Origin of the sequence: Pseudomonas nitroreducens, assembly GCF_010994165.1 — a bacterium.
In the GTDB taxonomy this organism is placed as follows: domain Bacteria; phylum Pseudomonadota; class Gammaproteobacteria; order Pseudomonadales; family Pseudomonadaceae; genus Pseudomonas; species Pseudomonas nitroreducens.
Window position 1 is genome coordinate 20,924 of sequence record NZ_WMBX01000003.1, and the last position, 24,020, is coordinate 44,943.

The window sequence follows — 24,020 nt, forward strand, 5'->3', positions numbered from 1 at the left end:
CGTACAATTGCGCCTCCTTTTAACGGGCGGAGTCCGTCCGTTGGGAATGGCAACTTGGAGTCTGAGGTCAAATGCAAAATCAACAAATCCGTATTCGGTTGAAGGCTTTTGATCACCGCCTGATCGACCAATCTACCCAGGAAATCGTGGAAACCGCGAAACGTACTGGCGCTCAGGTGCGTGGTCCGATTCCTCTGCCGACCCGCAAGGAACGTTACACCGTGCTGATTTCCCCGCACGTCAACAAGGACGCTCGTGACCAGTACGAAATTCGTACCCACAAGCGTGTTCTCGACATCGTTCAGCCGACCGACAAAACCGTCGACGCGCTGATGAAGCTCGACCTTGCTGCTGGCGTCGAAGTACAGATCAGCCTCGGCTAATGCCTTCGGCATTGGTCGTGTAACGCTCTGAAATGGGCGGCCATAGCGGGTGAAAGCCCCGTACACTAAAGAGGTTCTAAAGATGACAATTGGTGTTGTCGGTCGTAAGTGCGGCATGACCCGCATCTTCACCGAAGATGGTGTCTCCATTCCGGTCACGGTCATTGAGGTCGAGCCGAATCGCGTCACCCAGTTCAAAAACGAAGAAAGCGATGGCTATCGCGCTGTGCAGGTCACTGCTGGCGAGCGCCGTGCTTCTCGCGTGACCAAGGCGCAAGCCGGTCACTTTGCCAAGGCGAATGTCGCCGCCGGTCGCGGCGTGTGGGAATTCCGTCTGGGCGAAGAGGAGTTCAAGGCAGGCGATTCCATCTCTGTCGATCTGTTCCAGGCAGGCCAGCTGGTAGACGTTACCGGCGAGTCCAAGGGTAAAGGCTTTGCCGGTACCATCAAGCGCTGGAACTTCCGTGGTCAAGATAACACCCACGGTAACTCCGTTTCCCACCGCGTCCCGGGTTCCATCGGCCAGTGCCAGACTCCTGGTCGAGTGTTCAAGGGCAAAAAAATGTCGGGCCACATGGGTGCTGAGCGTGTAACCGTTCAATCCCTTGAGGTCGTGCGTGTCGATGCAGAGCGCAATCTGCTGCTGGTCAAAGGTGCCGTTCCCGGCGCTACCGGTGGTGATGTGCTGGTGCGTCCGGCAGCCAAGGCTCGCGGTTAAGAGAGGAAGCTGAGATGCAACTGAATGTAAATGGCGCTCAGGCGATCGAGGTTTCCGAGCGTACTTTTGGTAGCGAATTCAACGAGACCCTGGTTCACCAGGCAGTCGTCGCCTACATGGCTGGCGGTCGTCAGGGCACCAAGGCTCAGAAGACTCGTTCCGAAGTCTCCGGTGGTGGCAAGAAGCCGTGGCGTCAGAAGGGCACCGGTCGTGCTCGTGCTGGCACCATCCGTAGCCCCATCTGGCGTGGCGGCGGCGCGACTTTCGCAGCCAAGCCCCAGGATCACTCCCAGAAGCTCAACAAGAAGATGTACCGCGCTGCTCTGCGCTCCATCCTCTCTGAGCTGGTTCGTCTGGATCGTCTGGTTGTCGTTGCCGACTTCGCTGTCGATGCACCGAAGACCAAAGGTCTGGTCAGCAAGCTGGAAGGCCTGGGCCTGAAAGATGTACTGATCGTCACCGAAGGCGTCGATGAGAACCTGTACCTGGCAGCTCGCAACCTGGCCCACGTCGATGTGCGTGACGTTCAGGCTTCCGATCCGGTCAGCCTCATCGCCTACGACAAGGTGCTGGTCACCGTGTCTGCCGTGAAGAAGTTCGAGGAGCTGCTGGCATGAACCAGGAACGCGTATTCAAAGTGCTGCTGGGCCCGCATATCTCCGAGAAGGCCACCGGCCTGGCGGACGGCAACAGCCAATTCGTTTTCAAGGTTGCCACTGATGCAACCAAGCTGGAAATCAAGAAGGCCGTAGAAAGCCTGTTCGGCGTGAAAGTACGTCGCGTCACCACCCTGAACGTTCAGGGCAAGACCAAGCGTACCGTTCGCGGCCTGGGCAAGCGTAACGACTGGAAAAAAGCGTACATCGCTCTCCAGCCGGGCCAGGATCTCGATTTCGCAGCTGGCGCTGAGTAAAGGGGTGCATCATGGCAATCGTTAAATGCAAACCGACTTCCGCTGGTCGTCGTTTCGTCGTCAAGGTAGTGAACCAGGACCTGCACAAAGGTGCTCCGTTCGCTCCCCTGCTCGAGAAGAAGTCCAAGTCGGGCGGCCGTAACAACAACGGTCGTATCACCACCCGTCATATCGGTGGTGGCCACAAGCAGCACTATCGTCTGGTCGACTTCCGTCGCAACAAGGATGGCATTCCTGCCATCGTTGAACGCGTCGAATACGATCCGAACCGTACTGCTCACATCGCTCTGCTGAAATACGCGGACGGCGAGCGTCGTTACATCATCGCCCCCAAAGGCGTGGTGGCAGGTGATCAGCTGATCTCCGGTATCGGCGCTCCGATCAAGGCCGGCAACAACATGCCGCTGCGCAACATCCCGGTGGGTAGCACCATCCACGGTATCGAACTGAAGCCTGGCAAAGGTGCTCAGATCGCTCGCTCCGCTGGCGCCTCGGCTCAGCTGGTTGCCCGTGAAGGTGCCTACGTAACCGTGCGTCTGCGTTCCGGTGAAATGCGCAAAGTCCTGGCTGACTGCCGTGCGACCCTGGGCGAAGTCTCGAACTCCGAGCACAGCCTGCGTTCGCTGGGTAAAGCCGGTGCCAAGCGCTGGCGTGGCGTTCGCCCGACCGTTCGTGGTGTTGCCATGAACCCGGTCGACCACCCGCATGGTGGTGGTGAAGGTCGTACCTCTGCTGGTCGTCATCCGGTATCGCCGTGGGGTCTTCAGACCAAGGGTAAGAAGACTCGCGCGAACAAGCGTACCGACAACATGATCGTCCGTCGCCGCAAGTAAATAGAGGGATACGACAGTGCCACGTTCTCTGAAAAAAGGTCCTTTTATCGATCTTCACCTGCTGAAGAAGATCGAAGTGGCGGTGGAAAAGAACGACCGCAAGCCGATCAAGACCTGGTCGCGCCGTTCGATGATTCTGCCGCACATGGTTGGTCTGACCATCGCTGTCCACAACGGCCGTCAACACGTGCCGGTCCTGGTCAACGAAGACATGGTCGGTCACAAACTCGGCGAGTTCGCTGCTACCCGCACTTATCGTGGGCACGCTGCGGACAAGAAAGCCAAGCGTTAAGGGGTAAGGAAGATGGAAGTAGCCGCTAAGCTCTCGGGCGCTCGTATCTCCGCCCAGAAAGCCCGCTTGGTCGCCGACCAGATCCGCGGGAAGAAGGTGGGCGATGCGCTCAACCTCCTGGCTTTCAGCAACAAGAAAGCCGCCGAGATCATGAAGAAAGTGCTGGAGTCGGCCGTTGCCAACGCCGAGCACAACGAAGGCGCCGATGTGGACGATCTCAAAGTCTCCACCGTCTTCGTCAACGAAGGTCGTTCGCTCAAGCGCATCATGCCGCGTGCCAAAGGCCGTGCTGATCGCATCGTCAAGCGGTCTTGCCATATCACTGTCAAGGTTGCGGACAAGTAACGGAGTCGATCAGATGGGTCAGAAAGTACATCCCAATGGCATCCGCCTGGGTATCGTCAAGGAGCACACCTCCGTTTGGTACGCAGATAAGCGCACTTACGCCGATTATCTGTTCGCCGACCTGAAGGTACGTGAGTATCTCCAAGACAAACTAAAAAGCGCGTCCGTAAGCCGTATCGATATCCATCGTCCGGCTCAAACCGCACGCATCACCATCCACACCGCTCGTCCCGGCATCGTGATCGGCAAGAAAGGTGAAGATGTTGAGAAGCTGCGTCAGGACCTGACCAAGCAAATGGGTGTGCCGGTGCACATCAACATCGAAGAGATCCGCAAGCCGGAACTCGACGGTATGCTGGTTGCGCAAAGCGTAGCTCAGCAGCTGGAGCGTCGCGTTATGTTCCGTCGCGCCATGAAGCGCGCCGTACAGAACGCCATGCGCATTGGTGCCAAAGGCATCAAGATCCAGGTAAGCGGTCGTCTGGGCGGCGCTGAAATCGCTCGTACCGAGTGGTATCGCGAAGGTCGTGTGCCCCTGCACACCCTGCGTGCCGACATCGACTACGCAACCTACGAAGCGCACACCACCTACGGTGTGATCGGTGTGAAGGTTTGGATCTTCAAAGGCGAGGTCATTGGTGGCCGCCAGGAAGAGCTGAAGCCCCAAGCGCCCGCTCCTCGTAAAAAAGCTGCTAAGTAAGGAGTACGCAAATGCTGCAACCCAAGCGTACGAAGTTCCGCAAGCAAATGACCGGTCACAACCGTGGCCTGGCTCATCGCGGTTCTAAAGTCAGCTTCGGCGAGTTCGCCCTCAAGGCAACCAGCCGTGGCCGTCTCACCGCGCGTCAGATCGAGTCCGCACGTCGTGCGCTGACCCGTCACGTAAAACGTGGCGGCAAGATCTGGATCCGCGTATTCCCCGACAAGCCTGTTACCAAGAAGCCCCTGGAAGTACGTATGGGTAAAGGTAAGGGTGGCGTCGAGTACTGGGTAGCCCAGATTCAACCGGGCAAGGTCCTGTACGAGATCGAGGGTGTATCCGAAGAGCTGGCGCGTGAGGCATTCGCCCTGGCTGCTGCAAAGCTGCCGCTCGCCACCTCCTTTGTTAAGCGGACGGTGATGTGATGAAAGCGAATGAACTTCGTGAAAAATCCGTTGAGCAGCTGAACGAGCAACTGCTCGGCCTGCTGCGCGACCAGTTCAATCTGCGCATGCAGAAAGCAACTGGCCAGTTGGGGCAGTCTCACCTGCTCTCGCAGGTTAAGCGCGATATCGCTCGCGTGAAAACTGTGCTCAACCAGCAAGCAGGTAAGTAATCATGGCTGAAGCTCAGAAAACCGTCCGTACGCTGACTGGCCGCGTCGTCAGCGACAAGATGGACAAGACCGTTACCGTTCTGATCGAGCGTCGCGTCAAGCACCCGATCTACGGCAAATACGTGAAGCGTTCGACCAAACTGCACGCCCACGACGAAACCAATCAGTGCCGCATTGGTGACCTGGTCACCATTCGCGAAACTCGTCCGCTGGCCAAGACCAAGGCCTGGACCCTGGTTGATGTCGTCGAGCGCGCGGTTGAAGTCTAAGGGTCGGAGATAGAAGATGATTCAGACTCAATCCATGCTCGAAGTCGCTGATAACAGCGGCGCGCGTCGCGTAATGTGCATCAAGGTACTCGGCGGTTCGCACCGCCGTTACGCCGGCATTGGCGACATCATCAAGGTCACCGTCAAGGAAGCGATTCCGCGTGGCAAGGTGAAGAAGGGCCAGGTAATGACTGCCGTGGTCGTTCGCACCAAGCACGGCGTACGTCGTACCGACGGTTCCATCATTCGCTTCGACGGCAACGCCGCCGTCCTGCTGAATAACAAGCAGGAGCCGATCGGCACCCGTATCTTCGGGCCGGTGACTCGTGAACTTCGTACCGAGAAGTTCATGAAGATCGTCTCGCTTGCCCCTGAAGTGCTGTAAGGAGTAGCCGTCATGCAAAAAATTCGTCGTGACGACGAAGTCATCGTCATTGCCGGCAAGGACAAGGGCAAGCGTGGCAAGGTGCTCAAGGTTCTGGCTGACGACCGTCTGGTCGTTGGCGGTGTGAACCTGGTCAAGCGCCACACCAAGCCCAACCCCATGCTCAACCAGCAAGGCGGGATCGTCGAGAAGGAGGCGCCTCTGCACGTCTCCAACGTCGCCATCTTCAACGCTGAAACCAACAAGGCTGACCGCGTTGGTTTCAAAGTCGAAGACGGTAAGAAGATTCGTGTCTTCAAGTCGACCCAGAAACCGGTTCAGGCTTGAGGGAGCTAGGTAGATCACCATGGCACGATTGAAAGAAATTTATCGGAAGGAAATCGCTCCCAAGCTGAAGCAAGAGCTTCAGCTGGCGAACGTGATGGAAGTTCCGCGCGTTACCAAAATCACCCTGAACATGGGTCTTGGCGAAGCTGTCGGCGACAAGAAAGTCATCGAGAGCGCCGTAGCCGATCTGGAAAAGATCGCGGGTCAGAAGCCGGTCGTGACTTACGCTCGTAAGTCCATCGCTGGCTTCAAGATTCGTGAAGGCTGGCCGATCGGTGTGAAAGTCACCCTGCGTGGCGATCGCATGTACGAGTTCCTGGACCGTCTGCTGTCGATCTCCCTGCCGCGCGTGCGTGACTTCCGCGGTCTGAATGCCAAGTCCTTCGACGGCCGTGGCAACTACAGCATGGGCGTCAAAGAGCAGATCATCTTCCCGGAAATCGATTACGACAAGATCGATGCCCTCCGCGGTATGGATATCACTCTGACCACTACCGCGCGTTCGGATGATGAAGGTCGTGCCCTGCTGCGCGCCTTCAAATTCCCGTTCCGCAACTGATTGGAGTAGGACCATGGCTAAAGAGAGCATGAAGAACCGTGAGCTGAAGCGTCAGCGCACGGTAGCCAAGTACGCTAAAAAGCGTGCCGAGCTGAAAGCGATCATCGTTAATCCGAGCACCACTGCGGAAGATCGTTGGAATGCCCAGGTCGCCCTGCAGAAGCAACCGCGTGACGCGAGCGCCAGCCGCCTGCGTAACCGTTGCCGTCTGACCGGTCGTCCGCACGGTTACTACCGCAAGTTCGGCCTGAGCCGTAACAAGCTGCGTGAAGCGGCAATGCGCGGTGACGTACCGGGCCTGGTGAAAGCCAGCTGGTAAGTGCTAGACGGAGTCGGCAACGGCTCCGTTGATCGCTTTGCGAAGCAAGCCCCCTCGTGGGGCTTGATTCGTTTTTGAGCGATCTCTAGAATACCCGGCTCCCCTGAGCCCGGGTTTAGATCGTCCGGTGTTTTGAGGGCGAGTTATGAAGTTGAAGGCTTATCTTTTGTATCAGGAGCATTAAGCCCATGAGTATGCAGGACCCGTTAGCAGACATGCTAACTCGCATCCGTAATGCCCAGATGGCTGAGAAGACCGTCGTGAGCATGCCGTCTTCCAAGCTGAAAGCGGCAGTCGCCAAAGTCCTCAAGGACGAAGGTTACATTGCGGATTTCCAAGTCACCGCCGAGGCCAAGCCTCTGCTGTCGATCGAGCTGAAGTACTTCGAAGGCAAGCCTGTCATCGAGGAAGTGAAGCGAATCAGCCGTCCTGGCCTGCGCCAGTACAAATCCGTAGACCAGCTGCCGAAAGTTCGCGGCGGCCTGGGCGTTTCGATCGTCTCCACCAACAAAGGTGTGATGACTGACCGTGCTGCCCGTGCCGCTGGCGTCGGTGGCGAAGTGCTCTGCACTGTGTTCTAAGGGGAATCAGCATGTCTCGCGTTGCTAAGAACCCCGTCATTCTGCCTGCCGGCGTTGAAATCAAGCTGGCTGGTCAGGAACTTTCGATCAAGGGTGCCAAAGGTGCTCTGGAGCTGAAAGTACATCCGTCCGTCGAAGTCATTCAGGACAACGGTGAGCTGCGTTTCGCTGCGCGTAACGGCGACCAGCAGACCCGTGCCATGGCCGGTACCACCCGCGCTCTGGTCAACAACATGGTGATCGGCGTCAGCCAAGGCTTCGAGCGCAAGCTCCAGCTGGTTGGTGTTGGTTACAAAGCGCAGGCCAAAGGCCAAGTGCTGTCCCTGGCTCTCGGCTTCTCCCACCCGGTTGATTACGAACTGCCTGCCGGCATCGTCGCGGAAACCCCCAGCCAGACCGACATCCTGATCAAGGGTATCGACAAGCAGCTGGTTGGCCAGGTTGCCGCGGAAATCCGCGACTTCCGTCCGCCGGAGCCGTACAAAGGCAAGGGCGTGCGTTACGCCGACGAAGTCGTCCTTCGTAAAGAAGCCAAGAAGAAGTAGGGCATAGCAAATGAGCGTCAAGAAAGAAACCCGTCTGCGCCGCGCTCGCAAGGCTCGCCTGAAGATGCGCGAACTGGAAGCCGTACGCCTCTGCGTGTACCGCTCCTCCCAGCACATCTACGCCCAGGTCATTGCAGCCGACGGCGGCAAGGTCCTGGCCAGCGCCTCGACCCTGGACAAGGAACTGCGCGAAGCTGCCACCGGCAACGTCGACGCAGCCAAGAAAGTTGGTCAACTGGTCGCGGAACGCGCCAAGGCTGCCGGCGTCACTCAGGTGGCGTTCGACCGTTCTGGCTTCAAGTACCACGGTCGTATCAAGGCCCTGGCTGATGCCGCTCGTGAAGGCGGTCTGGAGTTCTAAGTTATGGCAAACAACGATCAAAAGCGCGACGAAGGCTACATCGAGAAGCTGGTTCAAGTGAACCGCGTCGCCAAAACCGTAAAAGGTGGCCGTATCTTCGCCTTCACCGCGCTGACCGTGGTTGGCGATGGCAAGGGCCGTGTTGGCTTCGGTCGTGGCAAGGCGCGTGAAGTGCCGGCCGCTATCCAGAAGGCAATGGAAGCTGCTCGCCGCAACATGATCCAGGTTGATCTGAACGGCACCACCCTGCAGTACCCGACCAAGTCCGCCCATGGCGCCTCCAAGGTGTACATGCAGCCGGCTTCCGAAGGTACCGGCATCATCGCCGGCGGCGCCATGCGTGCTGTCCTGGAAGTGGCCGGTGTGCAGAACGTTCTGGCGAAGTGCTACGGCTCCACCAATCCGGTGAACGTGGTCTACGCAACCTTCAAGGGCCTGAAGAACATGCAGTCCCCTGAGTCGGTAGCGGCCAAGCGTGGCAAGAGCGTCGAGGAGATTCTCTAACCATGGCAACTGTCAAAGTTACCCTGATCAAGAGCCTGAACGGCCGTCTGGCCAATCACAAGGCTTGCGTCAAAGGCCTCGGCCTGCGTCGCATTAATCACACCGTCGAAGTTCAGGACACTCCTGAAAACCGCGGCATGATTAACAAGGCTTACTACCTGCTGCGTGTGGAGGGTTAATCCATGCAACTGAACGATCTGCGTTCCGCGCCGGGTGCCCGTCGCGAAAAGCACCGTCCGGGCCGTGGCATCGGTAGCGGTCTGGGCAAGACCGGTGGCCGTGGTCACAAAGGTCAAACCTCCCGCTCCGGTGGCTCCATCGCTCCGGGCTTCGAGGGTGGTCAGCAACCGCTGCACCGTCGTCTGCCGAAGTTCGGCTTCAACTCGCTGAAAGCCATGGATCGCGCAGAAGTGCGCACTTCCGAACTGGCCAAGGTCGAGGGTGATGTCGTTACCGTGCAGGCCCTGAAGGATGCCAACGTGATTAACCAGAACGTACAGCGTGTGAAAGTCATGCTGTCGGGCGACGTTACTCGCGCGGTCACTCTGAAAGGCATCGGCGCCACCAAGGGCGCTCGTGCGGCTATCGAAGCAGCTGGCGGCAAAATCGAGGACTAAATGGCTAAGCAAGGTGCTCTCTCTGCGCTGAGCAACGGTGGTGGTTTGTCCGAGCTCTGGGCACGTCTGCGTTTCCTGTTCCTGGCGATCATCGTCTATCGGATCGGCGCGCACATCCCAGTCCCGGGCATCAACCCCGATCGCTTGGCGGCACTGTTCCGGCAGAACGAGGGGACCATTCTTAGCCTCTTCAACATGTTTTCCGGCGGCGCGCTGGAGCGCATGAGTATTTTTGCACTGGGGATCATGCCGTACATCTCGGCGTCGATCATCATGCAGCTCATGACCGCTATCAGCCCGCAGCTGGAGCAGTTGAAGAAAGAGGGTGAGTCTGGGCGTCGCAAGATCAGCCAGTACACCCGCTACGCGACTCTCGTCCTGGCACTCGTCCAGGCCATTGGCATGTCCATTGGTCTGGGTAGCCAGGGCGTGGCCTTCTCCAACGACTTCGGCTTCTACTTCGTGTCGGTCACCACCTTCGTGGCGGGTGCGCTCTTCATGATGTGGCTGGGTGAGCAGATCACCGAGCGGGGTGTCGGCAACGGCATCTCCATGTTGATCTTCTCCGGTATCGTCGCAGGCCTGCCCCGAGCAATCGGTCAGTCCTTCGAGTCCGCGCGTCAAGGTGACATCAACATCTTCGCCCTGATCGCCATCGGCCTGCTGGCCGTGGCCATCATCGCGTTCGTGGTGTTCATCGAGCGGGGTCAGCGTCGTATCGCCGTGCATTACGCCAAGCGCCAGCAAGGTCGCAAGGTGTTTGCCGCCCAGACCAGCCATTTGCCGCTGAAAGTGAACATGGCGGGTGTAATCCCTGCGATTTTCGCCAGCAGCATCCTGCTGTTCCCGGCATCCCTGGGTGCCTGGTTCGGTCAGTCGGAAGGCCTGGGTTGGCTGCAGGACGTCGCGCAAGCGATCGCGCCTGGTCAGCCGCTGAACATTCTGCTGTTTAGTGCAGGGATCGTCTTCTTCTGCTTCTTCTACACAGCGCTGATGTTCAACCCGAAGGACGTGGCGGAAAACCTCAAGAAGTCCGGTGCATTTATTCCGGGTATTCGTCCGGGTGAACAGTCTGCTCGCTACATCGATGGCGTGCTGACCCGTTTGACCATGTTCGGTGCCCTGTACATGACGGCTGTGTGCCTGCTGCCCCAGTTCCTGGTCGTAGCTGCCCACGTTCCGTTCTACCTTGGCGGGACCTCGTTGCTGATCGTGGTCGTGGTTGTGATGGACTTTATGGCCCAAGTACAATCGCACCTCGTTTCTCACCAGTACGAATCCCTCATGAAGAAAGCCAACCTGAAGGGCTATGGCAGCGGTCTGCTGCGCTGACCCGTAAGGTTCGAGGAGTCACTGATGAAAGTTCGTGCATCGGTTAAGAAGCTGTGCCGCAACTGCAAGATCGTCCGTCGCGAAGGCGTCGTTCGTGTCATCTGCAGCGCGGAGCCGCGTCACAAACAGCGCCAAGGCTGAGTGTGATTCACGCGTGATAGCCCGGCAGCTAGTGTGCTGCCGGGTTGATTATTTGTTTTTACAGCGCTAATATCCGCGCCCTTTCTTGGCTCCCTGGGCGCCGGGTAGCTGTCAATTGGAGTTTTTCTGAATGGCCCGTATTGCAGGCGTAAACATTCCGGATAACAAGCACACTGTTATCTCGCTGACCTACATCTATGGTGTTGGTCGCACTACCGCACAGAGCATCTGTGCAGCCACCGGCATCAGCCCGGCTGTAAAGATCAAAGAGCTGAGCGAAGAGCAGATCGATTCGCTGCGTACCGAAGTGGCCAAGCTGACCACTGAAGGTGACCTGCGTCGCGAAATCAACATGAATATCAAGCGTCTGATGGACCTCGGTTGCTACCGCGGTCTGCGTCATCGTCGTGGTCTGCCGGTTCGCGGTCAGCGTACCAAGACCAACGCGCGCACCCGTAAGGGCCCGCGTAAGCCGATCCGCAAGTAATCGCTTAGGAATATAGTCATGGCAAAACCTGCTGCTCGTCCTCGCAAGAAAGTCAAAAAGACGGTGGTTGATGGGATCGCGCACATCCACGCGTCCTTCAACAACACCATCGTTACCATCACTGATCGTCAGGGCAACGCCCTGTCCTGGGCCACTTCCGGTGGTTCGGGTTTCCGTGGCTCGCGTAAGAGCACTCCGTTCGCTGCCCAGGTGGCGGCCGAGCGTGCCGGCCAGGCTGCTCTGGAATACGGTCTGAAGAACCTTGACGTCAACGTCAAAGGCCCGGGCCCGGGTCGCGAGTCGGCTGTTCGTGCGCTGAATGCCTGCGGTTACAAGATCGCCAGCATCACCGACGTAACCCCGATCCCGCATAACGGCTGCCGTCCGCCGAAAAAGCGTCGCGTGTAATAGGAGACAGTGAGAAATGGCTCGTTACATTGGTCCCAAGTGCAAACTGTCCCGCCGCGAAGGCACTGATCTCTTCCTGAAGAGCGGCGTTCGTGCCCTCGACTCGAAGTGCAAGGCAGAACAAGTTCCCGGCCAGCATGGCCAGCGTCGTGGTCGTCTGTCCGACTACGGTCTGCAGCTGCGCGAGAAACAAAAAGTTCGCCGCATCTACGGCGTTCTGGAACGTCAATTCCGTGGCTACTATCAGGAAGCGTCCCGCCGCAAGGGCTCCACGGGTGAAAACCTGCTGCAGCTGCTTGAGTGCCGTCTGGACAACGTCGTCTACCGTATGGGCTTCGGTTCCACTCGCTCCGAATCCCGTCAGCTGGTGTCCCACAAGACCATCAGCGTCAACGGTCAGACCGTAAACGTGCCGTCCTACCAGGTCAAAGCCGGTGATGTCGTTGCTGTTCGCGAGAAATCGAAGAACCAGCTGCGTATCGCCCAAGCTCTGGACCTGTGCGCCCAGCGCGGTCGCGTTGAGTGGGTCGAAGTGGACACCGACAAGAAAGCCGGCACCTTCAAAAGTGTCCCGGCTCGTGCCGATCTGTCCGCCGACATCAACGAAAACCTGATTGTCGAGCTCTACTCCAAGTAAGGGCTAGAAAATAGGTGCATCCATGCAGAGTTCGGTAAATGAGTTCCTGACCCCCCGCCACATCGATGTGCAGGTGGTCAGCCAAACCCGCGCCAAGATCACTCTCGAGCCTCTCGAGCGTGGTTTCGGCCATACCCTGGGCAACGCGCTGCGTCGCATCCTGTTGTCCTCCATGCCTGGCTGTGCGGTAGTCGAGGCCGAGATCGACGGCGTACTCCACGAGTACTCCGCCATCGAAGGTGTGCAGGAAGATGTCATCGAGATCCTGCTCAACCTGAAAGGCCTGGCCATCAAGCTGCACGGCCGTGACGAAGTGACGCTGACCCTGGCGAAAAAGGGCTCGGGTGTGGTGACCGCTGCCGATATTCAGCTGGATCATGATGTCGAGATCGTCAACGGTGACCATGTTATCGCCCACCTGGCCGATAACGGCGCGCTGAACATGAAGCTGAAAGTCGCTCGTGGCCGTGGCTACGAGCCGGCTGATGCCCGCACCAGCGATGAAGACGAAAGCCGTAGCATTGGCCGTCTTCAGCTCGATGCCTCGTTCAGCCCCGTACGTCGTGTTGCCTACGTGGTCGAGAACGCCCGTGTCGAACAGCGTACCAACCTGGACAAGCTGGTCCTCGATCTGGAAACCAACGGCACCCTGGACCCTGAAGAGGCTATCCGTCGCGCCGCTACCATCCTGCAACAGCAGCTGGCAGCGTTCGTGGACCTCAAAGGCGACAGCGAGCCCGTCGTTGAAGAGCAGGAAGACGAGATCGATCCGATCCTGCTGCGTCCGGTCGATGACCTTGAGCTGACCGTCCGTTCGGCCAACTGCCTGAAGGCAGAGAACATCTACTACATCGGTGACCTGATTCAGCGCACCGAAGTAGAGCTGCTCAAAACGCCGAACCTGGGCAAGAAGTCCCTGACCGAAATCAAGGACGTTCTGGCCTCTCGCGGTCTGTCCCTCGGTATGCGCCTCGATAACTGGCCGCCGGCAAGTCTCAAGAAAGACGACAAGGCTACTGCCTGATCGTCGTAGCTACCGAACGTAAAGTTTGGAAAGGAATTGAACCATGCGCCATCGTAAAAGTGGTCGTCACCTGAGCCGCACCAGCGCGCACCGCAAGGCTATGTTCCAGAACATGGCTGTGTCGCTCTTCGAACACGAACTGATCAAAACCACCCTGCCCAAGGCCAAGGAACTGCGTCGCGTTGCCGAGCCGCTGATCACCCTGGCTAAAGTGGATAGCGTTGCCAACCGTCGTCTCGCTTTCGACCGTACCCGTTCGAAAGAAGCCGTAGGCAAGCTGTTCAACGAACTGGGCAAGCGCTACGCCAACCGTCCGGGCGGCTACCTGCGCATCCTGAAGTGCGGCTTCCGCGCCGGCGACAATGCCCCCATGGCATACGTCGAACTGATTGACCGCGCTGTTGGCGGCCAAGCAGTAGAAGCTGCAGAGTAAGGTTTACGCCTTATAAGAAACCGGGCCTTGTGCCCGGTTTTTTATCGCCTGGAGAAAAGTTTTTATCTATTGATAGGCTCGAATCAATAAATTGGCTTATCAAGTCCCTTGTCACCGATCCTTAACGCCGTCGACTTCTACTGCTTGCTGAGCTGGATCAACAGCCGCAATGCCGTTGGAGGCGCTTAATTGTCCGATTGGGATGTCGGGCCGGGCCTTCTGCCTCCGCAGTTTGCCGGCATACAGGCACCCCGCCGTTGAGGAGAGTAACGATGAGTGACAACACCCGTCTGACGACTGCAGCTGGAGCTCCGGTCGCCGATAACCAGAACGTCCAGACCGCCGGCCCGCGGGGCCCGATGCTGCTGCAGGATGTCTGGTTCCTGGAAAAACTGGCGCACTTCGACCGCGAAGTAATCCCTGAGCGTCGCATGCATGCCAAGGGCTCTGCGGCCTACGGTACCTTCACCGTCACCCAGGACATCACCCGCTATACCCGCGCCAAGCTGTTCTCCCAGGTCGGCAAGCAGACTCCCCTGTTCCTGCGCTTTTCCACCGTTGCGGGCGAGCGTGGCGCAGCAGACGCCGAGCGCGATATCCGTGGCTTCGCCCTGAAGTTCTACACCGAGGAAGGCAACTGGGACCTGGTCGGCAACAACACCCCGGTCTTCTACTTCCGCGATCCGCTGAAATTCCCCGACCTGAACCACGTGGTGAAGCGCGATCCGCGCACCAACCTGCGCAACGCCACGCTGAAGTGGGACTTCTTCTCGCACCTGCCCGAAGCCCTGCACCAGTTGACCATCGACTTCAGCGACCGTGGCCTGCCGCGCAGCTACCGTCACGTCCATGGCTTTGGTAGCCACACGTTCAGCTTCATCAATGCCAGTAATGAACGCTTCTGGGTCAAGTTCCACTTCAAGACCCAGCAGGGCATCGATAACCTGAGCAATGAGGAAGCGGCGAAACTGGTCGGCGCCGACCGCGAGAGCTCCCAGCGCGACCTGTATGACGCCATCGAGCGCGGCGACTTCCCGCGCTGGAAAATGTACGTACAGGTGATGCCGGAGAAAGAAGCGGCGACTTACCGCTACAACCCGTTCGACCTGACCAAGGTCTGGCCGCACGGCGACTACCCGTTGATCGAGGTGGGGTACTTCGAGCTAAATCGCAACCCGGCGAACTACTTCGCCGAAGTCGAGCAGTCGGCATTCTCTCCGGCAAACATCGTTCCTGGCATCGGTTTCTCGCCGGACAAGATGCTCCAGGGTCGCCTGTTCTCCTACGGCGATGCACACCGCTATCGGCTGGGCGTGAACCACCACCAGATCCCGGTGAACGCTGCGAGTAACAACCCGCGCATCTATCACCGCGACGGCGCCATGCGGGTGGACGGCAATAACGGTGACATGACCGTCACCTACGAGCCGAACAGCTTCAGCCAATGGCAGGAGCAACCGGATTACTCCGAGCCGCCGCTGACCCTGGAAGGCAGCGCCGACCACTGGAACCACCGTGTGGACGACGATTACTACAGTCAGCCGGCCGCACTGTTCCGTCTGTTTGACGAAGCACAGCGGCAGCGCCTGTACGAGAACATTGCCGGGGACATGGCAGGCGTACCGGAAGCGATCCAGCGTCGTCAGCTCGCGCTGTTCTTCAAGATCGACCCGGCCTACGGCGAAGGCGTCGCCAAGGCGCTGGGCCTGAAGCTCGACTAAGCTGAAACCGTTCTACCAGCCGCCCTCTTCGGAGGGCGGTTGCGTTTGTGGGGCATCGCGGACTTGACCCCGGTCATGGCCAGTCGCGACCATAGCGCCGTTTAATTCGCTGTCACGTCCCAGGGAGAAGGCTGATGCAAGGCCACGCCGAGGTTATCGATTATCTCAACACGCTGCTGACCGGTGAGCTGGCCGCTCGCGACCAGTATTTCATCCACTCGCGCATGTACGAGGATTGGGGCTTCAGCAAGCTCTACGAGCGTCTCAATCACGAGATGGAAGAGGAAACTCAGCACGCCGATGCGTTGCTGCGTCGCATCCTCCTGCTCGAAGGCACCCCGCGCATGCGCCCGGACGACATTCACCCGGGCAAGACCGTGCCGGAAATGCTGGAAGCCGACCTGAAGCTGGAGCGCCATGTGCGCGCTGCGCTGGCTAAGGGCATTGCGCTGTGCGAGAAGCACAAGGACTTCGTCACCCGCGATATCCTGCGCGTGCAGTTGACCGATACCGAGGAAGATCACGCCTACTGGCTGGAGCAGCAACTCGGCCTGATCGCCAAGATGGGCCTGGAGAACTACCTGCAGTCGCAGCTCTGATTCGCCAGCCGTAAAGAAAAAGCCCCTGCGCTGATCGGCGACAGGGGCTTTTTCATACCGGCGCGGATCAGGCCCGGTCACGCTCCAGCAGCGGCTTGAGGAAGTGCCCGGTGTGTGACACCGCCAGCTCCGCAACCTGCTCCGGCGTGCCGGTGGCGATGATCTGGCCGCCCTTGGAGCCGCCCTCGGGGCCGAGGTCGACCAGCCAGTCGGCGGTCTTGATCACGTCCAGGTTGTGCTCGATCACCACCACGGTGTTGCCGTGATCGCGCAGGCGATGCAGCACGTCCAGCAGTTGCTGGATATCCGCGAAGTGCAGGCCGGTGGTCGGCTCGTCGAGGATGTACAGCGTCTTGCCGGTATCGCGTTTGGACAGCTCGCGGGACAGCTTGACCCGCTGTGCCTCGCCGCCGGACAAGGTGGTCGCACTCTGCCCCAGCTTGATGTACGACAGGCCGACGTCCATCAGCGTCTGCAGCTTGCGGGCGATGGCCGGCACGGCGTCGAAGAACGCGCGGGCGTCCTCGATGGTCATGTCCAGCACCTCGGTGATGCTCTTGCCCTTGTAACGGACTTCCAGGGTCTCGCGGTTGTAGCGCTTGCCCTTGCAGACGTCGCAGGGCACGTAGATGTCCGGCAGGAAGTGCATCTCCACCTTGATCACGCCATCGCCCTGGCAGGCCTCGCAGCGGCCACCCTTGACGTTGAACGAGAAACGCCCCGGGCCGTAGCCGCGCGAACGGGCCTCCGGCACGCCGGCGAACAGCTCGCGGATCGGCGTGAACAGCCCGGTGTAGGTCGCCGGGTTGGAGCGCGGAGTGCGGCCGATCGGGCTCTGGTCGATGTCCACCACCTTGTCCAGGTGCTGCAGGCCATCGAACGAGTCATAGGGCGCGACCTCCAGCGTGGTGGCGCCGTTGAGCGCGGTGGCGGTGATCGGGAACAGGGTGTTGTTGATCAGCGTCGACTTGCCCGAGCCGGAGACGCCGGTAATGCAGGTGAACAGACCGACCGGGATTTCCAGGTTGACGTTCTGCAGGTTGTTGCCGCGCGCGCCCTTGAGCTTGAGCAACTGCTTCTTGTTGCGCGGGGTGCGTTCTGCGGGCACGACGATCTTGGTGCGGCCGGACAGATAGGCGCCGGTGACCGAGTCCGGATGGTCCATGACCTGCTGCGGTGTGCCCTCGGCGACGATCTGCCCGCCGTGTACACCGGCACCCGGGCCGATGTCCACGACGTAGTCGGCGAGGCGGATGGCGTCCTCGTCGTGCTCGACCACGATCACCGTGTTGCCCAGGTTGCGCAGGTGGGTGAGGGTGCCCAGCAGGCGTTCGTTGTCGCGCTGGTGCAGGCCGATGGAAGGTTCGTCGAGGATGTACATGACGCCCACCAGGCCCGCGCCGATCTGGCTGGCCAGGCGGATGCGCTGGGCTTCGCCTCCGGATAGGGTGTCGGCGCTGCGGTCCAGGGTCAGGTAGTCGAGGCCGACGTTGACCAGGAACTGCAGGCGTTCGCGAATTTCCTTGAGGATCTTCGAGGCGATCTCGCCACGGCGACCGGTCAGGGTCAGGCTCTCTGCGTATTCACAGGCAGTGCCCACCGGCATCGAGGTGATCGCTGGCAGCGTCTTGTCGCCGACCCACACGTGGCGTGCTTCGCGGCGCAGGCGAGTGCCGTGGCAGTCCGGGCAGGGCTGGGTGCTGAGGAACTTGGCCAGTTCCTCGCGCACGGTGGCCGACTCGGTCTCGCGGTAGCGACGTTCCAGGTTCGGCAGGATGCCTTCGAACGGGTGCGCGCGCTTGACGATGTCGCCGCGGTCGTTGAGGTAGCGGAATTCGACGTTCTCGCGGCCCGAACCATTGAGGATGAACTTCTGGTGGTCCGGGTCGAGATCCTGGAAGGGCTCTTCCAGGCTGAAACCGAAGTGCCCGGCCAGGGAACCGAGCATCTGGAAGTAGTAGACGTTGCGCCTGTCCCAGCCGCGGATCGCGCCTTCGGCCAGGGTCAGTTCACCATTGACCACACGCCGCGCGTCGAAGAACTGCTTCACGCCCAGGCCATCGCAGGTCGGGCAGGCGCCGGCCGGGTTGTTGAAGGAGAACAGCTTGGGTTCCAGCTCGCTGATGGAGTGGCCGCAGATCGGGCAGGCGAAGCGGGCGGAGAAGATCATCTCTTCGCCTTCTTCATCATCCATCGGTGCGACCAGCGCGATACCGTCGGCGAGGTTGATCGCTGTCTCGAAGGACTCTGCCAGGCGCTGCTGCAGGTCGCCGCGGACCTTGAAGCGGTCCACGACGATATCGATGGAGTGCTTGAGCTTCTTGTCCAGCTTCGGCACTTCGTCCAGCTCGTAGAGCTTGCCGTCGACGCGGGCGCGGACGAAACCCTGGGCACGCATCTCGTCGAACACCGCCAGGTGCTCGCCCTTGCGTTCGCGGATCACCGGTGCCAGCAACATCAGCTTGCGGCCTTCGGGCAGCGCCAGTACCTGGTCGACCATCTGGCTGACGGTCTGCGCTTCCAGCGGAATGTCATGGTCCGGGCAGCGCGGAATACCCACGCGCGCATAGAGCAGGCGCAGGTAGTCGTAGATCTCGGTGATGGTGCCGACGGTGGAGCGCGGGTTGTGGGAGGTGGACTTCTGCTCGATGGAGATCGCCGGCGACAGGCCTTCGATGGTGTCGACGTCGGGCTTTTCCATCATCGAGAGGAACTGCCGGGCATAGGCAGACAGGGATTCCACGTAACGGCGCTGGCCCTCGGCGTAGAGCGTGTCGAAAGCCAGGGAAGACTTGCCGGAACCGGACAGGCCGGTGATCACGATCAACTTGTCGCGCGGCAGGGTCAGGTCGATGTTCTTCAGGTTGTGGGTACGTGCCCCACGGATGAGGATCTTGTCCACTACGGCCTCGCTTGGCGGGCGAAAACAAATGAGTATACGGGGCGGGGTCGGCACGCGGCAAAGTGGCGCGTGTGTTCGCTTGGACTCCGGGGCTGCTAGAATGCGCGGCTATTTTTCGGCGTTGGCGACAACCGGCCCTGCAAGGCCTGGGTGGCGCAGCGCCACGGGGGCAATTCAGCGCACTCCCGTTTTTCGTCTTTCCATGAGGGGCCTATGCACGATTCCCACACTGAGCGCATGAGTGGCACCGAAACCCGCGCGGCCGCCGGCCTGTCCCTGGTCTTCGCGTTCCGCATGCTCGGCATGTTCATGGTCCTGCCGGTGCTCGCCACCTATGGCCAGGACCTGGCCGGCGCCACCCCGGCACTGATCGGCCTGGCCATCGGCGCCTACGGCCTGACCCAGGCGATCCTGCAGATCCCGCTGGGCACCTTGTCCGACCGCATCGGCCGCCGGCCGATCATCATCGTCGGCCTGCTGGTGTTCGCCGCCGGCGCCGCGCTGGCGGCCAACGCCGATTCCATCTGGGGCATCATCGCCGGCCGCGTCCTGCAGGGTGCCGGGGCGATTTCCGCGGCGGTGATGGCGATGCTTTCCGACCTCACCCGCGAGCAGCACCGCACCAAGGCCATGGCGATGATCGGCATGAGCATCGGCGTGTCCTTCGCCGTGGCGATGGTTGCCGGCCCCGTGCTGACCCACTGGTTCGGCCTGCACGGGCTGTTCTGGTTCACCGCCGGCATGGCCCTGGTGGGCATGCTGATCATCCTGTTCTTCGTGCCAACGCCTGATCACCGCATGCAGCATCGCGAGTCGAGCGTGGCCAGGCAGTCGCTGCTGCCGACCCTGAAGAATGGCGAACTGCTGCGCCTGGACGCCGGCATCCTGGTGCTGCATGCGATCCTCATGGCCAGCTTCGTCGCGCTGCCGCTGGCACTGGTCGAGCGCGCCGGGCTGCCCAAGGAAGAACACTGGTGGGTCTACCTGACCGCGCTGCTGGTGGGCTTCTTCGGCATGGTGCCGTTCATCATCTACGCCGAGAAGAAGCGCCAGATGAAGCGCGTACTGGCCGGCGCCGTGGCAACCCTGATGCTCTGCGAACTGTTCTTCTGGGAGTTCGGCAACAGCCTCAAGGAACTGGTGTTCGGCATCATCGTCTACTTCACCGCGTTCAACCTGCTGGAGGCCTCGCTGCCCTCGCTGGTGAGCAAGGTGTCGCCGGCCGGTGGCAAGGGCACGGCGATGGGCGTGTACTCCACCAGCCAGTTCCTCGGCGCCGCCGTGGGCGGCATCCTCGGCGGCTGGATGTACCAGCACGGCGGGCTCGACGGGGTGTTCATCGGCTGCGCGGTGCTGGCTGCCCTCTGGCTGGCGATTGCTGTTACCATGCGCGAACCGCCTTATGTAACGAGTATTCGCCTGCCTTTGTCCGACGAGGCCCTGCGCGATGCTTCGTTGGCTGAGCGTTTCAAGGCATTGCCCGGTGTGAGCGATGTGATGGTGGTCGCTGAAGAAGCGGCCGCTTATGTCAAAGTGGATTCCCAACAAGTGGATCGCACGTCCCTCGAGCGCCTCGCCGGTGCCGAGCAGGCGACGTGCTGAAGCCTTTAGGAGAGCGTCATGGCCCGTGGGGTTAACAAAGTCATTCTGGTAGGTAACGTCGGTGGCGATCCGGAAACCCGTTACATGCCCAACGGCAACGCGGTGACCAACGTCACCCTGGCCACCAGCGAGAGCTGGAAGGACAAGCAGACCGGCCAGCAGCAGGAGCGTACCGAGTGGCACCGCGTGGTGTTCTTCGGTCGCCTGGCGGAGATCGTCGCCGAGTACGTGCGCAAGGGCTCGCAAATCTATGTCGAAGGCAGCCTGCGCACTCGCAAGTGGCAGGGCCAGGACGGTCAGGACAAGTACACCACCGAGATCGTGGTCGACATCAACGGCAACATGCAGCTGCTCGGCGGCCGTCCGGGCGCCGGTGGTGACGATGCTCCGCGCGCTCCCCGCGAGCCGCAGCAGCGTCCGCAGCAGGCCCAGCGTCCTGCGCCGCAGCAGCAGTCCCAGCCCGCGCCGCAACCGGCTCCGGACTACGACAGCTTCGACGACGATATTCCGTTCTGATCCGAACGATTCGTCTCCCAAGAGCGCAGCCTTCGAGCTGCGCTTTTGCGTTTCTGGGACGCTCGTTTTGGCGAATGTTCGTAAAAGTCTTTCTCGGTGGCGACTATTTAATTAGCTAGCTAACTGAATGATTCTGGAGCTGCCTTGATGTACGGCAAAACCGGAGAAGAAAAGACATGAGCATTACAGTGACCGAGCGTGACGACGACCATAAATCCCGCGAGTTCCGCGCCCATGGAGGGCGTTGCTGGGATGTGTACCAGGAAGGCCTGCTGGTCGGCATCTTCCACAGCGAGAGCGAGGCGCAAGCCTATCGCGTCGCCCTGGAGTTGGAGACGCGCTACCGCCACGCGGCAGAGTTCTAGAAAGTAAAAAGCCCCGTGGCGACGGCCGCGCCACGGGGCGTGTGAGTCCTGAATCCCCACAAAAAACATCCGCGCGCGCAGCCAATGCGGAGGTTCTGGGGAAACCGCCCGGCGAACCGGACGGCAGGCGATCAGAACTGGTAGTTCACCGTCGCGGTGACGTTGCGCTTCTCGCCGAAGTAGCAGAAGTCCAGGCTGTAGCAGGACGCGACGTAATCCTTGTCCAGCAGGTTGTTGGCGTTGAGGCTGACATCCAGTCCCTTCAGGCCGACGCGGGAAAGGTCGTAGCCGATGCGCGCGTCCACCAGGGTGTAGTCCGGCACGCGCAGGGTGTTTTCCTTGTCCGCCCAGGTCTCGCCGACGTAGCGGGCGCCGCCGCCGAGGGTCAGGCCATCCAGCGGGCCGGCGTTGAAGCCGTAGTCGGCCCACAGCGAGGCCATGTGCTTGGGCGCCTGGTTCGGGGTGTGGCCCTGGTTGCCGTCCAGCGACTTGGTGTAGGTGATGTCGGTGTAGGTGTAGCTGCCGAGCACCTTGAGGTTGTCGGTGACCTGGGTGTGGGCTTCCAGCTCGAAGCCCTGGGAACGCACTTCGCCCACGGAGGTGTAGAAGTTGTCCTGCGGCTCCTTCGACGCGACGTTCTCCTGGGTGATGTGGAAGACCGATGCGGTGTACAGGCTGCGGCTGCCCTCGGGCTGGAACTTCAGGCCGGCTTCCCACTGCTTGCCCTCGGTCGGTTCCAGCGGCGTACCGGACTGGTCGGAGTAGGCGTTGGGGTTGAACGACTCGGAGTAGCTGATGTACGGCGCGATACCGTTGTCGAACAGGTACAGCGCGCCGAGGCGGCCGGTGAACTTCTTCCAGTCGTCGTCGGCCTTGCTGCCGGTGCTGCGATTCTTGTCCTCGACGGTCACCCAGTCCTCGCGCATGCCCAGCGAGAAGCGCCAGTTGTCGATGTCGATCAGGTCCTGCAGGTAGACGCCGGTCTGCTCGAGGCGACGGGTATGGTTGTCGTCGGGGTAGTAGCTGATGGCGTCGTTGCCGTAGTGCGGGTGGAAGGCGTCCAGCGGTTGCGCCGAGCCCGAGCGCCAGTCCACGGTGGTGCGACGCTTCTGGTAGTCCAGGCCCATCAGCAGGGTGTGCTTGGCGGCGCCGGTGTTGAACTCGGCCTGGGCCATGTTATCGATGATGTACGCCTGCAGGTGCTCGCTGGCGCCGGAGAAGTAGCGGTTCAGGGTGTCCTCGTCAGGCGCGGTCCAGCCGTACGCATAGACCTGGGAGAGGTCGACGTCGGAGTCCAGGTAGCGGAAGTTCTGCCGCGCGGTCCAGACGTCGTCGAAGCGGTGCTCCAGCTGGTAGCCGAACATGCGCTGCGTGCGGTCGAAGTCGTCCTTGCTCGGCTCGCCGTCGAAGAATTCGCGGGAGATCTTCTGGCCATTGTGGTGGAACAGCGCGCCATCCGCCGGCACGCCGCCGTGGTAGCCGCCGTTCGGGTCGTGCTGCAGGTAGCCCTGCAGGGTCAGCGTGGTGGCGTCGGTGAAGTCGATGGCCAGGGTCGGGGCGATGGCGTAGCGCTCTTCCTTGACGTGGTCGAACTGGGTGTCCGAACCCTTGCCCAGGCCGACCAGGCGGTAGGCGATGCGCTTCTCTTCATCCAGTGGGCCGCTGAAGTCGAAGCCCATTTCCTTCTGGCCCATGTTGCCGACGGTGCCGGTGATCTGGTGGTAATCCTCGTACAGCGGCTTCTTGCTGGTCAGCGCCACCAGCCCGCCCGGAAGACTGCGGCCGTAAAGCACCGAGGACGGGCCCTTGAGCACATCGATGCGCTCAAGGAAGTACGGGTCGATCTGCATCGAGCTGAAGGTGCCGCTGTCGCCCATGGCCTTCAGGCCGTCGAGGTAGATGTTGTCGACGCTGTTGTCGGCGAAGCCGCGCATGACGATGTAGTCGTAGCGGTTCGAGGCGCCGACCTGGCCGGTGAAGATACCGGGGGTGTAGCGGATCGCCTGCTGCACGGTCTTGGAGGCGGTGTCGTCGATCTGCTCGCGAGTGATCACCGAGACGCTCTGGCTGGTTTCCAGCAGGGACTTGGAGGTCTTGGTAGCGATCTGGCTGTGGGTCGCCAGGTAGCCGTCTTCCTCGCCCAGTGCGTTGCCCAGGGCGAATACGTTGCTGGACGGCATGGCCAGCACGTCGGTCGGTGCGGCCGGGCGCAGCACGTAGTTGCCGTTGCCCTGGTCCACGGCCTCCAGCGGAGTGTCCGCCAGCAGGCGCCCGAGGCCCTGGTCCACCGAGTAGGTGCCGTTCAGCCCCGCCGAATTCAGCCCGCGAGTCTGCTCCGGGGTTGCCGACAGGGTGATCCCCGCTTCGCGGGCGAAGGCGTTCAGTACCTCGCCCAGCGGGCCGGCCGGGATGGCATAGGCGCGGCTGCTGGTGATGGCGGCACCGTCCGCGGCGAAGGCGGTCAGCGGCAGGCTGGCGCCGAGGCTGGCGCACAGCAGCGCGCCGCGCACGGCATGGGCGAGGCAGCTGGCGCGGGACAGGGCGGGGGAGGAGGTCAGGGCGTGGACGGCTCGCATGGAGGGGCTT

At 60.8% G+C, this 24,020-nt stretch carries 35 protein-coding genes; 33 read left to right on the forward strand and 2 right to left on the reverse strand.

Annotated features, from left to right (window positions below; all coding sequences use genetic code 11):
* Positions 1–71 precede the first annotated feature (71 nt).
* From rpsJ to bfr, 30 genes are all read left to right on the forward strand, one after another.
* The gene (gene rpsJ, locus GJV37_RS13405; protein WP_003243886.1) at positions 72–383 is read left to right on the forward strand and encodes a 30S ribosomal protein S10; all 312 of its coding nucleotides are present in this window, start codon (positions 72–74) and stop codon (positions 381–383) included.
* Positions 384–465: 82 nt separating this feature from the next.
* Positions 466–1,101 carry a 50S ribosomal protein L3 gene (gene rplC, locus GJV37_RS13410; RefSeq protein WP_024767389.1) on the forward strand — a complete coding sequence of 212 codons (636 nt, stop codon included), beginning with the start codon at positions 466–468 and terminating at the stop codon, positions 1,099–1,101.
* Positions 1,102–1,115: 14 nt separating this feature from the next.
* Entirely contained in the window at positions 1,116–1,718 is a 603-nt protein-coding gene (gene rplD / locus GJV37_RS13415; RefSeq protein WP_017521904.1) for a 50S ribosomal protein L4, read from the forward strand.
* On the forward strand, positions 1,715–2,014 hold the full coding sequence (gene rplW, locus GJV37_RS13420) for a 50S ribosomal protein L23 (RefSeq protein ID WP_015475322.1): 300 nt from the start codon (positions 1,715–1,717) through the stop codon (positions 2,012–2,014). The genes rplD and rplW overlap by 4 nt, the downstream gene beginning before the upstream one ends.
* An 11-nt stretch (positions 2,015–2,025) precedes the next feature.
* Positions 2,026–2,847, forward strand: a complete 822-nt coding sequence (gene rplB, locus GJV37_RS13425; protein ID WP_024767388.1) for a 50S ribosomal protein L2 — start codon at positions 2,026–2,028, stop codon at positions 2,845–2,847.
* Positions 2,848–2,863: 16 nt separating this feature from the next.
* Positions 2,864–3,139 (forward strand): 30S ribosomal protein S19, encoded by a 276-nt coding sequence (gene rpsS, locus GJV37_RS13430; RefSeq protein WP_015475324.1) that lies wholly within the window; start codon positions 2,864–2,866, stop codon positions 3,137–3,139.
* A 12-nt stretch (positions 3,140–3,151) separates the two neighbouring features.
* Complete coding sequence (gene rplV, locus GJV37_RS13435) at positions 3,152–3,484, forward strand: 50S ribosomal protein L22 (protein WP_015475325.1); 333 nt, start codon at positions 3,152–3,154, stop codon at positions 3,482–3,484.
* A 13-nt stretch (positions 3,485–3,497) separates the two neighbouring features.
* Complete coding sequence (gene rpsC / locus GJV37_RS13440; RefSeq protein ID WP_024767387.1) at positions 3,498–4,184, forward strand: 30S ribosomal protein S3; 687 nt, start codon at positions 3,498–3,500, stop codon at positions 4,182–4,184.
* An 11-nt stretch (positions 4,185–4,195) separates the two neighbouring features.
* The gene (rplP, locus tag GJV37_RS13445) at positions 4,196–4,609 is read left to right on the forward strand and encodes a 50S ribosomal protein L16 (RefSeq protein ID WP_009617163.1); all 414 of its coding nucleotides are present in this window, start codon (positions 4,196–4,198) and stop codon (positions 4,607–4,609) included.
* Positions 4,609–4,800 carry a 50S ribosomal protein L29 gene (rpmC, locus tag GJV37_RS13450; protein WP_003093720.1) on the forward strand — a complete coding sequence of 64 codons (192 nt, stop codon included), beginning with the start codon at positions 4,609–4,611 and terminating at the stop codon, positions 4,798–4,800. Before rplP ends, rpmC begins: the two co-directional genes overlap by 1 nt.
* A 2-nt stretch (positions 4,801–4,802) precedes the next feature.
* Positions 4,803–5,069, forward strand: a complete 267-nt coding sequence (gene rpsQ, locus GJV37_RS13455; RefSeq protein WP_024767386.1) for a 30S ribosomal protein S17 — start codon at positions 4,803–4,805, stop codon at positions 5,067–5,069.
* A 16-nt stretch (positions 5,070–5,085) separates the two neighbouring features.
* Positions 5,086–5,454, forward strand: a complete 369-nt coding sequence (rplN, locus tag GJV37_RS13460) for a 50S ribosomal protein L14 (RefSeq protein ID WP_017521901.1) — start codon at positions 5,086–5,088, stop codon at positions 5,452–5,454.
* A 12-nt stretch (positions 5,455–5,466) separates the two neighbouring features.
* Positions 5,467–5,781, forward strand: coding sequence for a 50S ribosomal protein L24 (gene rplX / locus GJV37_RS13465; RefSeq protein ID WP_024767385.1), 315 nt, complete (start codon positions 5,467–5,469; stop codon positions 5,779–5,781).
* Between the two features lie 19 nt (positions 5,782–5,800).
* Positions 5,801–6,340 carry a 50S ribosomal protein L5 gene (gene rplE / locus GJV37_RS13470; protein ID WP_017521899.1) on the forward strand — a complete coding sequence of 180 codons (540 nt, stop codon included), beginning with the start codon at positions 5,801–5,803 and terminating at the stop codon, positions 6,338–6,340.
* A 13-nt stretch (positions 6,341–6,353) separates the two neighbouring features.
* Complete coding sequence (gene rpsN, locus GJV37_RS13475) at positions 6,354–6,659, forward strand: 30S ribosomal protein S14 (protein ID WP_024767384.1); 306 nt, start codon at positions 6,354–6,356, stop codon at positions 6,657–6,659.
* Positions 6,660–6,847: 188 nt separating this feature from the next.
* Positions 6,848–7,240: a 30S ribosomal protein S8 gene (gene rpsH / locus GJV37_RS13480; RefSeq protein WP_015475331.1), complete on the forward strand. Its 393-nt coding sequence runs from the start codon at positions 6,848–6,850 to the stop codon at positions 7,238–7,240.
* An 11-nt stretch (positions 7,241–7,251) separates the two neighbouring features.
* Complete coding sequence (gene rplF / locus GJV37_RS13485) at positions 7,252–7,785, forward strand: 50S ribosomal protein L6 (RefSeq protein ID WP_015475332.1); 534 nt, start codon at positions 7,252–7,254, stop codon at positions 7,783–7,785.
* Positions 7,786–7,795: 10 nt separating this feature from the next.
* Complete coding sequence (gene rplR / locus GJV37_RS13490) at positions 7,796–8,146, forward strand: 50S ribosomal protein L18 (RefSeq protein ID WP_017521897.1); 351 nt, start codon at positions 7,796–7,798, stop codon at positions 8,144–8,146.
* A 3-nt stretch (positions 8,147–8,149) separates the two neighbouring features.
* Positions 8,150–8,650 carry a 30S ribosomal protein S5 gene (gene rpsE / locus GJV37_RS13495; protein ID WP_009617173.1) on the forward strand — a complete coding sequence of 167 codons (501 nt, stop codon included), beginning with the start codon at positions 8,150–8,152 and terminating at the stop codon, positions 8,648–8,650.
* A 2-nt stretch (positions 8,651–8,652) separates the two neighbouring features.
* A complete protein-coding gene (gene rpmD, locus GJV37_RS13500) occupies positions 8,653–8,829 on the forward strand; it encodes a 50S ribosomal protein L30 (RefSeq protein ID WP_009617174.1) in 177 nt (58 codons plus the stop codon).
* A gap of 3 nt (positions 8,830–8,832) precedes the next feature.
* Positions 8,833–9,267: a 50S ribosomal protein L15 gene (rplO, locus tag GJV37_RS13505; RefSeq protein WP_017521896.1), complete on the forward strand. Its 435-nt coding sequence runs from the start codon at positions 8,833–8,835 to the stop codon at positions 9,265–9,267.
* Entirely contained in the window at positions 9,268–10,599 is a 1,332-nt protein-coding gene (secY, locus tag GJV37_RS13510; protein WP_024767080.1) for a preprotein translocase subunit SecY, read from the forward strand.
* Between the two features lie 24 nt (positions 10,600–10,623).
* Entirely contained in the window at positions 10,624–10,740 is a 117-nt protein-coding gene (rpmJ, locus tag GJV37_RS13515; protein WP_014854209.1) for a 50S ribosomal protein L36, read from the forward strand.
* 130 nt (positions 10,741–10,870) lie between these two features.
* Positions 10,871–11,227: a 30S ribosomal protein S13 gene (gene rpsM / locus GJV37_RS13520; RefSeq protein ID WP_024767079.1), complete on the forward strand. Its 357-nt coding sequence runs from the start codon at positions 10,871–10,873 to the stop codon at positions 11,225–11,227.
* An 18-nt stretch (positions 11,228–11,245) separates the two neighbouring features.
* Positions 11,246–11,635: a 30S ribosomal protein S11 gene (rpsK, locus tag GJV37_RS13525; protein ID WP_003093689.1), complete on the forward strand. Its 390-nt coding sequence runs from the start codon at positions 11,246–11,248 to the stop codon at positions 11,633–11,635.
* A 16-nt stretch (positions 11,636–11,651) separates the two neighbouring features.
* Positions 11,652–12,272, forward strand: coding sequence for a 30S ribosomal protein S4 (gene rpsD, locus GJV37_RS13530; RefSeq protein WP_017521893.1), 621 nt, complete (start codon positions 11,652–11,654; stop codon positions 12,270–12,272).
* Between the two features lie 22 nt (positions 12,273–12,294).
* Positions 12,295–13,296, forward strand: coding sequence for a DNA-directed RNA polymerase subunit alpha (locus tag GJV37_RS13535; protein WP_024767078.1), 1,002 nt, complete (start codon positions 12,295–12,297; stop codon positions 13,294–13,296).
* Positions 13,297–13,339: 43 nt separating this feature from the next.
* Positions 13,340–13,729 (forward strand): 50S ribosomal protein L17, encoded by a 390-nt coding sequence (gene rplQ, locus GJV37_RS13540; protein WP_015475338.1) that lies wholly within the window; start codon positions 13,340–13,342, stop codon positions 13,727–13,729.
* A gap of 272 nt (positions 13,730–14,001) precedes the next feature.
* A complete protein-coding gene (gene katA / locus GJV37_RS13545) occupies positions 14,002–15,450 on the forward strand; it encodes a catalase KatA (RefSeq protein WP_170859966.1) in 1,449 nt (482 codons plus the stop codon).
* 134 nt (positions 15,451–15,584) lie between these two features.
* Complete coding sequence (gene bfr, locus GJV37_RS13550; protein ID WP_024767076.1) at positions 15,585–16,049, forward strand: bacterioferritin; 465 nt, start codon at positions 15,585–15,587, stop codon at positions 16,047–16,049.
* A gap of 67 nt (positions 16,050–16,116) precedes the next feature.
* On the opposite strand, the gene uvrA is transcribed toward bfr, so the two are convergent.
* Complete coding sequence (gene uvrA, locus GJV37_RS13555; RefSeq protein WP_054906705.1) at positions 16,117–18,951, reverse strand: excinuclease ABC subunit UvrA; 2,835 nt, start codon at positions 18,949–18,951, stop codon at positions 16,117–16,119.
* Positions 18,952–19,164: 213 nt separating this feature from the next.
* On the opposite strand from uvrA, the gene GJV37_RS13560 reads away from it, so the two are divergent.
* The 3 genes from GJV37_RS13560 to GJV37_RS13570 all read left to right on the forward strand — a co-directional run bounded on the left by GJV37_RS13560 (position 19,165) and on the right by GJV37_RS13570 (position 21,434).
* The gene (locus tag GJV37_RS13560) at positions 19,165–20,553 is read left to right on the forward strand and encodes an MFS transporter (RefSeq protein ID WP_170859967.1); all 1,389 of its coding nucleotides are present in this window, start codon (positions 19,165–19,167) and stop codon (positions 20,551–20,553) included.
* An 18-nt stretch (positions 20,554–20,571) separates the two neighbouring features.
* On the forward strand, positions 20,572–21,069 hold the full coding sequence (ssb, locus tag GJV37_RS13565) for a single-stranded DNA-binding protein (RefSeq protein WP_017521888.1): 498 nt from the start codon (positions 20,572–20,574) through the stop codon (positions 21,067–21,069).
* A 176-nt stretch (positions 21,070–21,245) separates the two neighbouring features.
* The gene (locus GJV37_RS13570; RefSeq protein WP_024767074.1) at positions 21,246–21,434 is read left to right on the forward strand and encodes a hypothetical protein; all 189 of its coding nucleotides are present in this window, start codon (positions 21,246–21,248) and stop codon (positions 21,432–21,434) included.
* A gap of 131 nt (positions 21,435–21,565) precedes the next feature.
* Here the strand turns inward: GJV37_RS13570 and GJV37_RS13575 are convergent, their stop codons facing one another.
* Complete coding sequence (locus tag GJV37_RS13575) at positions 21,566–24,010, reverse strand: TonB-dependent siderophore receptor (RefSeq protein ID WP_193452641.1); 2,445 nt, start codon at positions 24,008–24,010, stop codon at positions 21,566–21,568.
* Positions 24,011–24,020: the final 10 nt, after the last annotated feature.

Coding starts and splice junctions, on each gene's coding strand:
- rpsJ (WP_003243886.1), top strand. CDS start 72: ATGCAAAATCAACAAATCCGTATTCGGTTGAAGGCTTTTGATCACCGC.
- rplC (WP_024767389.1), top strand. CDS start 466: ATGACAATTGGTGTTGTCGGTCGTAAGTGCGGCATGACCCGCATCTTC.
- rplD (WP_017521904.1), top strand. CDS start 1,116: ATGCAACTGAATGTAAATGGCGCTCAGGCGATCGAGGTTTCCGAGCGT.
- rplW (WP_015475322.1), top strand. CDS start 1,715: ATGAACCAGGAACGCGTATTCAAAGTGCTGCTGGGCCCGCATATCTCC.
- rplB (WP_024767388.1), top strand. CDS start 2,026: ATGGCAATCGTTAAATGCAAACCGACTTCCGCTGGTCGTCGTTTCGTC.
- rplV (WP_015475325.1), top strand. CDS start 3,152: ATGGAAGTAGCCGCTAAGCTCTCGGGCGCTCGTATCTCCGCCCAGAAA.
- rpsC (WP_024767387.1), top strand. CDS start 3,498: ATGGGTCAGAAAGTACATCCCAATGGCATCCGCCTGGGTATCGTCAAG.
- rplP (WP_009617163.1), top strand. CDS start 4,196: ATGCTGCAACCCAAGCGTACGAAGTTCCGCAAGCAAATGACCGGTCAC.
- rpmC (WP_003093720.1), top strand. CDS start 4,609: ATGAAAGCGAATGAACTTCGTGAAAAATCCGTTGAGCAGCTGAACGAG.
- rpsQ (WP_024767386.1), top strand. CDS start 4,803: ATGGCTGAAGCTCAGAAAACCGTCCGTACGCTGACTGGCCGCGTCGTC.
- rplN (WP_017521901.1), top strand. CDS start 5,086: ATGATTCAGACTCAATCCATGCTCGAAGTCGCTGATAACAGCGGCGCG.
- rplX (WP_024767385.1), top strand. CDS start 5,467: ATGCAAAAAATTCGTCGTGACGACGAAGTCATCGTCATTGCCGGCAAG.
- rplE (WP_017521899.1), top strand. CDS start 5,801: ATGGCACGATTGAAAGAAATTTATCGGAAGGAAATCGCTCCCAAGCTG.
- rpsN (WP_024767384.1), top strand. CDS start 6,354: ATGGCTAAAGAGAGCATGAAGAACCGTGAGCTGAAGCGTCAGCGCACG.
- rpsH (WP_015475331.1), top strand. CDS start 6,848: ATGAGTATGCAGGACCCGTTAGCAGACATGCTAACTCGCATCCGTAAT.
- rplF (WP_015475332.1), top strand. CDS start 7,252: ATGTCTCGCGTTGCTAAGAACCCCGTCATTCTGCCTGCCGGCGTTGAA.
- rplR (WP_017521897.1), top strand. CDS start 7,796: ATGAGCGTCAAGAAAGAAACCCGTCTGCGCCGCGCTCGCAAGGCTCGC.
- rpsE (WP_009617173.1), top strand. CDS start 8,150: ATGGCAAACAACGATCAAAAGCGCGACGAAGGCTACATCGAGAAGCTG.
- rpmD (WP_009617174.1), top strand. CDS start 8,653: ATGGCAACTGTCAAAGTTACCCTGATCAAGAGCCTGAACGGCCGTCTG.
- rplO (WP_017521896.1), top strand. CDS start 8,833: ATGCAACTGAACGATCTGCGTTCCGCGCCGGGTGCCCGTCGCGAAAAG.
- secY (WP_024767080.1), top strand. CDS start 9,268: ATGGCTAAGCAAGGTGCTCTCTCTGCGCTGAGCAACGGTGGTGGTTTG.
- rpmJ (WP_014854209.1), top strand. CDS start 10,624: ATGAAAGTTCGTGCATCGGTTAAGAAGCTGTGCCGCAACTGCAAGATC.
- rpsM (WP_024767079.1), top strand. CDS start 10,871: ATGGCCCGTATTGCAGGCGTAAACATTCCGGATAACAAGCACACTGTT.
- rpsK (WP_003093689.1), top strand. CDS start 11,246: ATGGCAAAACCTGCTGCTCGTCCTCGCAAGAAAGTCAAAAAGACGGTG.
- rpsD (WP_017521893.1), top strand. CDS start 11,652: ATGGCTCGTTACATTGGTCCCAAGTGCAAACTGTCCCGCCGCGAAGGC.
- GJV37_RS13535 (WP_024767078.1), top strand. CDS start 12,295: ATGCAGAGTTCGGTAAATGAGTTCCTGACCCCCCGCCACATCGATGTG.
- rplQ (WP_015475338.1), top strand. CDS start 13,340: ATGCGCCATCGTAAAAGTGGTCGTCACCTGAGCCGCACCAGCGCGCAC.
- katA (WP_170859966.1), top strand. CDS start 14,002: ATGAGTGACAACACCCGTCTGACGACTGCAGCTGGAGCTCCGGTCGCC.
- bfr (WP_024767076.1), top strand. CDS start 15,585: ATGCAAGGCCACGCCGAGGTTATCGATTATCTCAACACGCTGCTGACC.
- GJV37_RS13560 (WP_170859967.1), top strand. CDS start 19,165: ATGCACGATTCCCACACTGAGCGCATGAGTGGCACCGAAACCCGCGCG.
- ssb (WP_017521888.1), top strand. CDS start 20,572: ATGGCCCGTGGGGTTAACAAAGTCATTCTGGTAGGTAACGTCGGTGGC.
- GJV37_RS13570 (WP_024767074.1), top strand. CDS start 21,246: ATGAGCATTACAGTGACCGAGCGTGACGACGACCATAAATCCCGCGAG.
- GJV37_RS13575 (WP_193452641.1), bottom strand. CDS start 24,010: ATGCGAGCCGTCCACGCCCTGACCTCCTCCCCCGCCCTGTCCCGCGCC.